The 8527-nt window shown below is 73.8% G+C and carries 1 protein-coding gene; it reads left to right on the top strand.

The genetic code is table 11. The features are described 5' to 3' along the window. On the top strand, positions 1-8527 hold an 8527-nt coding region (locus STRIP9103_RS51630; RefSeq protein ID WP_009315456.1), incomplete at both ends, for a type I polyketide synthase.

Below are 8527 nucleotides of genomic sequence, written 5' to 3' on the forward strand. Positions count from 1 at the left end.
CCGACCACGCCGAGGCGGTCACCGGTCTGGAGGCGCTCGCGCAGGGCGAGGCCGCACCGGGCGTGATCACGGGCACGGCGGCCGGTGACGGCGTGCTCGCCGTGCTGTTCACCGGGCAGGGCAGCCAGCGGCCGGGCACGGGACGTGAACTGTACGAGCGGTACCCGGTGTTCCGGGACGCCTTCGACGCCGTGTGCGTGGCGCTCGACGAACAGCTCACCGGGCATGTGCCGTACCCCGTGGCGGAGGTCGCCTTCGCCGAACCCGGCACCGACAAGGCCGCCTGGCTCGACCAGACCTGCTACACCCAGACCGGTGTCTTCGCGCTGGAGACGGCCCTCTTCCGGCTCGTCGAGTCGTTCGGCGTCACCCCCGACCACCTCGCCGGACACTCGGTCGGCGAACTCACCGCCGCCCACGTCGCCGGCATCCTCACCCTCCCCGACGCCGCCAAGCTCGTGGCCGCCCGCGCCCGCCTCATGCAGTCCCTCCCGGCCGGCGGGCGCATGATCGCCACCACCGCACCCGAGACCGACGTCCTCCCGCTGCTCACCGACCGCGTCACCATCGCCGCCGTCAACGGCCCGCGCAGCGTGGTGATCTCCGGCGACGAGGACGACGTCACCGTTCTCGCCGAACGCCTTGTCGCGGCCGGCCACCAGGTGCGCGGCCTGACCGTGTCGCACGCGTTCCACTCGCCGCGCATGGAACCGATCCTCGCCGAGTTCACCGAGATCGCCGCCACCGTCGCCTACCACCCCGCACGGCTCCCGGTGATCCCCAACACCACCGGCCGCCCCGCCGCCGACGGCGACCTCACCACCCCCGAGTACTGGGCCCGGCACATCCGCGAAGCCGTCCGGTTCGCCGACACCGTCACCACGCTCACCGACAGCGGCGTCGACGTGTTCCTCGAACTCGGCCCGTCGCCCCATTTGACGGCCGCCGTCGAGGAGTTCACCGACACCACGTGCGTGCCCGCTCTGTGCCACGGGCAGCCCGAGGCACAGAGCGTGCTCGCCGCCGTCGCCCGCCTGTACACCAGCGGCGTCCCCGTCGACTGGGCGGACGCCTTCGCGGCGACGGGCGCCCGCCGCGTGCCGCTGCCCACCTACCCCTTCCAGCACACCCGTTACTGGCTGGCCGACACCGCGCCGGGCGCGGGCTCCGCGCGAACGCCGAGCGCCGGGGCACTGTACGCCGTGGAGTGGACGGAGTTGCCCGTACACGTTCGGGCCGAGGAGGGGGCTCACGCCGGGGCCGGCGAAGAGCCGTACGTCGTACGAGTGCGGACCGTCGAGGATGTCGCGGCTGCCGCCGTCGACGAGGCCCCGGCCCACCTGTTGTTCGAGGCGACCGGTCCGGCCGACGCCCGTGATCTCGTCTCGCGCGCTCTGGAGATCGTCCAGGCGGTGCTCGCCGAACCACGGCTCGACGCCACCCGTCTCGTGGTCGTCACCCGCGACGACGGGCAACCGGAGAGCGGGGCCGTACGGGGGCTGGTGCGTTCGGCGCAGTCGGAGCATCCGGGGCGACTGGTCCTGGTGAGGGCGGACACCGATGCCGATACCGCCACCGGCTCGCTCCTGCTCGCCACCGGTGAACCCGAGGCACGTCTGACGGGCGGCGAGCTGGCCGCGCCCCGGCTCGTACGCGTCCACCCCGAGGGCGAGGCGACCGGGCCGGACCCCGACGGCACGGTGCTCGTCACCGGTGGCACCGGCTCGCTCGGCGGGCTGGTCGCCCGTCACCTCGTACGGGAGCACGGCGTACGACACCTGCTGCTGGTGTCCCGGCGGGGGCCCGAGGCGGACGGGGTGGAGGAGCTGCGGTCCGAGCTCGCCGAACTGGGCGCCGAGGCACGGGTGGTGGCGTGCGACGTGGCCGACCGTGCCGCGCTGGCCGCACTGCTGGGCGAGATTCCGGCCGAGCATCCGCTCACCGCCGTCGTGCACACGGCGGGCGTCATCGACGACGCCGTCGTCACCGGGCTGACCGCCGAGCAGATCGACCGCGTGTACCGGCCCAAGGTGGACGCCGCCGTCCACCTCGACGAACTCACCCGGGACCTGGACCTCCGGGCCTTCGTACTGTTCTCCTCCGCCGCAGGTGTGTTCGGCAACCCGGGGCAGGGCGCGTACGCCTCGGCCAACGCCTTCCTCGACGCGCTCGCCGAGCGGCGGCGCTCCCTCGGCCTCCCCGCGGTCTCGCTGGCCTGGGGCCACTGGTCGCACGGCGACGGCATGGCCGCACACCTCAGCGAGGCCGACGTACGCCGCAACCGGCGCATGGGCATGGCCGGACTCTCGGCGCGTGCCGGACTGGCGCTGTTCGACGCGGCCCTGCGTGCCGAGCCCGCCGTACTGGTGGCGGCCAGGCTGGACCTGACCGGCCTCACCCCCGTCACCGGCCTCACCGGCGGCACGGGACCGTACGCCGACGAGACCCCCGTACCCGCCCTGCTCCGCGCCCTCGTACCCGCACCCGCCGCCGGAGCCACAGTGGCCGCCCCGGCCGAGGGCGGCGTCGCGGCGCGGCTGGCCGCGCTCGACGAGGCCGGGCAGGACGAGCTGCTGCTGGACCTGGTCCGTGGCGAGGCCGCCGCCGTACTGGGCCACTCGAACCCCGAAGCCCTCGTGGCGGAACGGGCGTTCAAGGAGGCCGGGTTCGACTCGCTGATGGCCGTGGAGCTGCGCAACCGGCTCAACGCCCGCACGGGCCTGCGCTTCAGCCCGACCCTCCTCTTCGACCACCCGACCCCACGCGCGCTCGCCCGGCACCTCCGCGCCGAACTGCTCGGCGCCACCCCCGAACAGACGAGGCGGACGCGTACCGCGCCCGTGGACGAGCCGATCGCCATCGTGGGCATGAGCTGCCGCTTCCCCGGCGGCGCCAACAGCGCCGAGGAACTGTGGCGGCTGGTGGCCGACGGCACCGACGCCGTCACCGGGTTCCCGACCGACCGCGGCTGGGACCTGGCGTCGCTGCACCACCCGGACCCCGATCACCCCGGCACGTCGTACGTCGTCCACGGGGCCTTCCTCGACGACGCGGCCGGGTTCGACGCCGACTTCTTCGGTATCTCGCCGCACGAAGCCCTCGCCATGGACCCGCAGCAGCGGCTCATGCTCGAAGCCTCCTGGGAGGCCCTCGAACACGCGGGCATCGACCCGACCTCCCTGCGCGGCGAACCGGTCGGCGTCTTCGCCGGCGTCAACAGCCAGGACTACGCCCGCAGCCTCGACCAGGTCCCCGACCACGTCGAGGGCTACCGCATCACCGGTATCTCCGCCGGTGTGGTCTCCGGCCGCGTCGCCTACACCCTCGGCCTCGAGGGACCGGCGGTGACGCTGGACACGGCGTGCTCGTCGTCGCTGGTCACGATGCATCTCGCGGCCCAGGCGCTGCGTTCGGGGGAGTGCTCGATGGCGCTCTCCGGGGGCGTGATGGTCATGGCGTCGCCGGAGCCGTTCGTGGAGTTCTCACGGCAGCGGGGGCTGGCCCCCGACGGCCGGTGCAAGGCGTTCGCGGCGGCGGCCGACGGCACGGGCTGGTCCGAGGGCGTCGGGGTACTGCTGCTGGAGCGGCTGTCGGACGCGCGACGGAACGGGCACCGGGTACTGGCGGTCCTCAAGGGCTCCGCCGTCAACCAGGACGGCGCCTCGAACGGCCTTACGGCACCGAACGGGCCCTCGCAGCAGCGGGTCATCCGGCAGGCACTGGCCGCCGCGGGTCTGGCGCCCACCGACGTGGACGCCGTGGAGGCGCACGGCACCGGTACGACCCTGGGCGACCCGATCGAGGCGCAGGCGATCATCGCCACGTACGGGCGGGACCGGCCGGACGACCGCCCGCTGTGGCTCGGCTCGGTGAAGTCGAACATCGGGCACACGCAGGCCGCCGCCGGTGTGGCCGGTGTGATCAAGATGGTCCAGGCGATGCGGCATGGCGTCCTGCCCCGCACGCTGCATGTGGACGAGCCGACCGGTGAGGTCGACTGGCCGGCGGGCGCGGTGGAGCTGCTGACCGAGGCCCGGCCCTGGCCGGAGACCGGGCGGCCCCGCCGGGCGGGCGTCTCGGCGTTCGGCGTGAGCGGTACCAACGCGCACGTCATCCTGGAGCAGGCGCCACCGGAGCACGAGCCGGAGGCACCGCACGAGCCCGTCGGGGATGCGACCCGACCGGCGATGCCACCGACCGCCCTTCCCGCCGTCCCCTGGGTGATCTCCGCCCGCACGGAGGCCGGTCTGCGCGGACAGGCGGCGAAGCTGGCCGCCTTCGCCGCCGCGGACGACCGCGGTTCCGCCGCCGTCGCCCACTCCCTGCTCACCACCCGCGCCGCGCTCGAACACCGGGCCGTGGTCGTCGGTGAGGACCGCACCCGGCTGGTCGCCGGCCTCGCCGCGCTGGCCGGGGGCGAGCCGCTGACCGTCGGCGTGGTGCGCGGGACCGTGACCGGCGGGAAGCTGGCGTACCTGTTCAACGGGCAGGGCAGCCAGCGGCCCGGTATGGGCCGGGAACTGCACTGCCGGTACCCGGTGTTCCGGGACGCCTTCGACGCGGCGTGCGCCGAACTCGACCGACACCTCGCGGGGCACGTCGAACGCCCCCTGCGCGAGGTCGTCTTCAGCGAACCGGGCACGCACGAGGCCGCGCTGCTCGACGAGACCGTGTACGCCCAGAGCGGCCTGTTCGCCCTGGAGACGGCGCTGTTCAGGCTGTACGAGTCGTGGGGCGTCCGCCCCGACTACGTCACCGGCCACTCCCTCGGCGAACTGTCCGCCGCCCACGCCGCCGGCATGCTCTCGCTGGCCGACGCGGCGGCCCTGGTCGCCGTACGCGGGCGGCTGATGCAGGCGCTGCCCAGGGGCGGCGCGATGGCCGCGATCGGCGCGACCGAGGAGGAGGTCGCCCGGGCGATCGCCGCGCACGGCGACACATGCGGCGGCGCCGTGGACATCTCGGCGGTCAACGGGCCGACCGCACTGGTGATTTCCGGTGCCGAGGACGCGGTCCTCGCCGTCGCCGAGGACTTCCGCGCCCGCGGCCACCAGGTGAAGCGGCTCCGGGTCAGCCACGCCTTCCACTCGTCCCGCATGGACGGCATGCTCGACGAGTTCCGCGAGGCCGCCGCGGGCGTGTCGTTCCGACCGCCGTCCCTGCCCGTGGTGTCGAGCCTGAGCGGCAGGCTCGCCGACCCCGAGGAACTGCGCTCGCCCGACTACTGGGCCGCGCAGGCGCGTGGCTGCGTACGGTTCCACGACGCCGTTCTCGCCCTGCGCGACCTCGGCGTCCGCACCCACCTCGAACTCGGCCCCGGCGGCGTGCTCGGCGCCACGGCCGCCGAGGTCCACGGGGAGGACCCCTCGGTCCCGGCGCTCGCCAAGGGCGAACCCGAGGCCGTCACCGCGGTCGCCGCACTCGGCCATCTGCATGTGCGGGGCGTACCGGTGGAGTGGACCGCGCTCTTCGACGGCGTCGCACCCGAGCGGGTCGACCTGCCGACGTACGCGTTCCAGCACCGGCGGTTCTGGCCCGAGGCGACACACGGGCGCACCATACGCACCTCCACAGCGGTGGAGCCCGTCACGGACGTACGCCGGCCCGAACGGAACGAGCCCGAACGGAACGAACCCGAACGGGACGAGTCCGTGCTGGCGTTGGTCCTGAGGGCCACGGCCGCCGTGCTCGGGCAGAACGATCCCTCGGCGGTCGACAGCACCCGGGCCTTCCGCGACCTGGGCTTCGACTCACTCGCCGCCGTACGCCTGCGCAACGAGCTGATGAACACCCTCGGCGTGGAACTCCCGGCGACCGTCGCCTTCGACCACCCGACACCCGCCGCCCTCGCCACCTTCCTGTCACCGGGCGGCTCACCGGGCGGCGACCACCGGCAGGAGACACCCCTCGCCCCCGTCCCCGCCCCGGCGGCGCCCGACGAGCCCATCGCCATCGTCGCGGCGGCCTGCCGACTCCCCGGGGACATCACCTCCCCCGAGCAGCTGTGGGACCTGGTCGCCTCCGGCACCGACGCCGTCACCGGCTTCCCGGTGAACCGCGGCTGGAACCTCGACGAGCTCTTCCACCCCGACCCGGACCACCCCGGCAGCTCGTACGTCCGCGAAGGCGGCTTCCTCCACGACGCCCCCGGCTTCGACGCGGCCTTCTTCGGCATCTCGCCGCGCGAGGCCCTGGCCATGGACCCGCAGCAGCGGCTGCTCCTGGAGACGTCCTGGGAGGCGTTCGAACGCGCGGGCCTCGACCCGACCTCCCTGCGCGGCAGGCCGGTCGGCGTCTTCACCGGCATCGTCCACCACGACTACGTGACCCGGCTGCGCGAGGTCCCCGAGGGCTACGAGGGGTACCTCATCACGGGCGCGGCGGGCAGTGTGGCGGCCGGCCGGGTCTCGTACCTCTTCGGCTTCGAGGGCCCCGCGGTGTCGGTGGACACGGCCTGCTCGTCGTCCCTGGTCTCCATCCATCTGGCCGCCCAGTCGCTGCGCGCGGGGGAGTGCTCGATGGCCCTCGCGGGCGGCGCGACCGTGATGGCCGGCCCCGACGCCTTCATCGAGTTCTCCCGGCAGCGGGGCCTGGCGATGGACGGCCGCTGCAAGGCGTTCGCGGCGGCGGCCGACGGGACCGGCTGGTCCGAGGGCGTCGGCGTGGTCCTGCTGGAGCGGCTGTCGGACGCGCGGCGCAACGGGCACCGGGTGCTGGCGGTCCTCAGGGGCTCGGCGGTGAACCAGGACGGCGCCTCGAACGGTCTTACGGCGCCGAACGGGCCCTCGCAGCAGCGCGTCATCCGGCAGGCCCTGGCCAACGCCGGGCTCACCGCGTCCGACGTGGACGTGGTGGAGGCGCACGGCACGGGTACGACGCTCGGCGACCCGATCGAGGCGCAGGCGCTGCTCGCGACGTACGGGCAGGGGCGGCCGGAGGACCGCCCGCTGTGGCTGGGCTCGCTGAAGTCGAACATCGGGCACGCCCAGGCCGCCGCCGGTGTCGCCGGTGTCATCAAGATGGTGATGGCCCTTCAGGAAGGCGTGCTGCCACAGACGTTGCATGTGGACGAGCCGACGCCTCAGGTGGACTGGTCGGCGGGCGCGGTGTCCTTGCTGACCGAGGCGCGCGACTGGCCGGAGACGGGCCGGCCCCGGCGAGCGGCGGTGTCGTCGTTCGGCATGAGCGGTACGAACGCCCATCTGATCCTGGAACAGGCCCCGGAGACCGGGGGAGTCGAGGGACCGGAGGCCTCGGATGGGCACGGAGGCGCCGAGCTGCGCGGAGACACCCCCGAGCCGGGCGTCGTCCCGCTGCCGCTGTCGGCCCGCGGCCAGGAGGCGCTTCAGGAGCAGGCCCGCCAACTGCTGGCCCACCTGGGGGAGTTGGGTGAGCGCGGTCCTCGGCTGGTGGACGTCGGCCATTCATTGGTCGCGACCCGTGCCACGCACTCGCATCGAGCGGTCGTGGTCGCCACCGGAGCCGAACAGGCCCGGGCCGCGCTTGCCGCGCTGGCCAGGGGCGAAGACCACCCCGACGTCGTCACCGGAACCGCGGGGGCCGGTGGCAGGACGGTGTTCGTCTTCCCGGGGCAGGGGAGTCAGTGGGTCGGTATGGGTGCCGGGCTGCTGGACGCCTCGCCGGTGTTCGCGGACCACATCCGTGCGTGTGCGGAGGTGCTGGACCCGTTGACGGGCTGGTCGCTGCTCGATGTGGTGCGCGGGGGTGATCTGGGGCGCGTGGATGTGGTCCAGCCTGCGACGTTCGCGGTGATGACGGGGCTGGCGGCGTTGTGGCGGGATCACGGGGTCGTGCCGGACGCGGTCGTGGGGCACTCGCAGGGTGAGATCGCGGCGGCGTATGTCGCCGGTGCGCTGAGTCTCGCGGACGCGGCGAGGGTGGTGGCGTTGCGCAGTCAGGCCATCGCCGAGCGGCTGGCCGGGCGCGGCGGCATGGTTCACGTGACGCTGGGGCGGGAGGGCACCGAGGAGTTGTTGAAGGGCTGGCCGGACCGTCTGGAGGTCGCGGCCGTGAACGGGCCCGCTTCCACGGTCGTGGCCGGTGATGTCGACGCGGTGGAGGAGTTCCTGGAGCACTGCGCGAGTGAGCGTGTGCAGGCCAGGCGGATCCCGGTGGACTATGCCTCCCACACCCACCATGTCGAGGGCATCCGCGAACAGCTCCTTATGGTCCTGGACGGGATCGAGCCGCAGCCGGCCCGTATCCCCTTGTTCTCCACGGTGGATGGCACCTGGCTCGACACGACGGTCATGACGGCCGAGTACTGGTACCGCAACCTCCGCCAGACCGTCGGGTTCGGGACGGCTGTCGAGAGTCTGTACGCCGAGGGGTACCGGGTCTTCGTCGAGGCGAGCCCTCACCCGGTCCTCACCCACAGCGTCCAGGACACGATCGACGGCGCCCTCGCGACCGGCACCCTCCGCCGCGGCCACGGCACCCTCGCCGACTTCACCACCGCCCTCGCCCGCCTCCACACCAACGGCGTCCCCGTCACCTGGCACCACCC

The organism is Streptomyces ipomoeae 91-03 (genome assembly GCF_000317595.1).
GTDB lineage: Bacteria > Actinomycetota > Actinomycetes > Streptomycetales > Streptomycetaceae > Streptomyces > Streptomyces ipomoeae.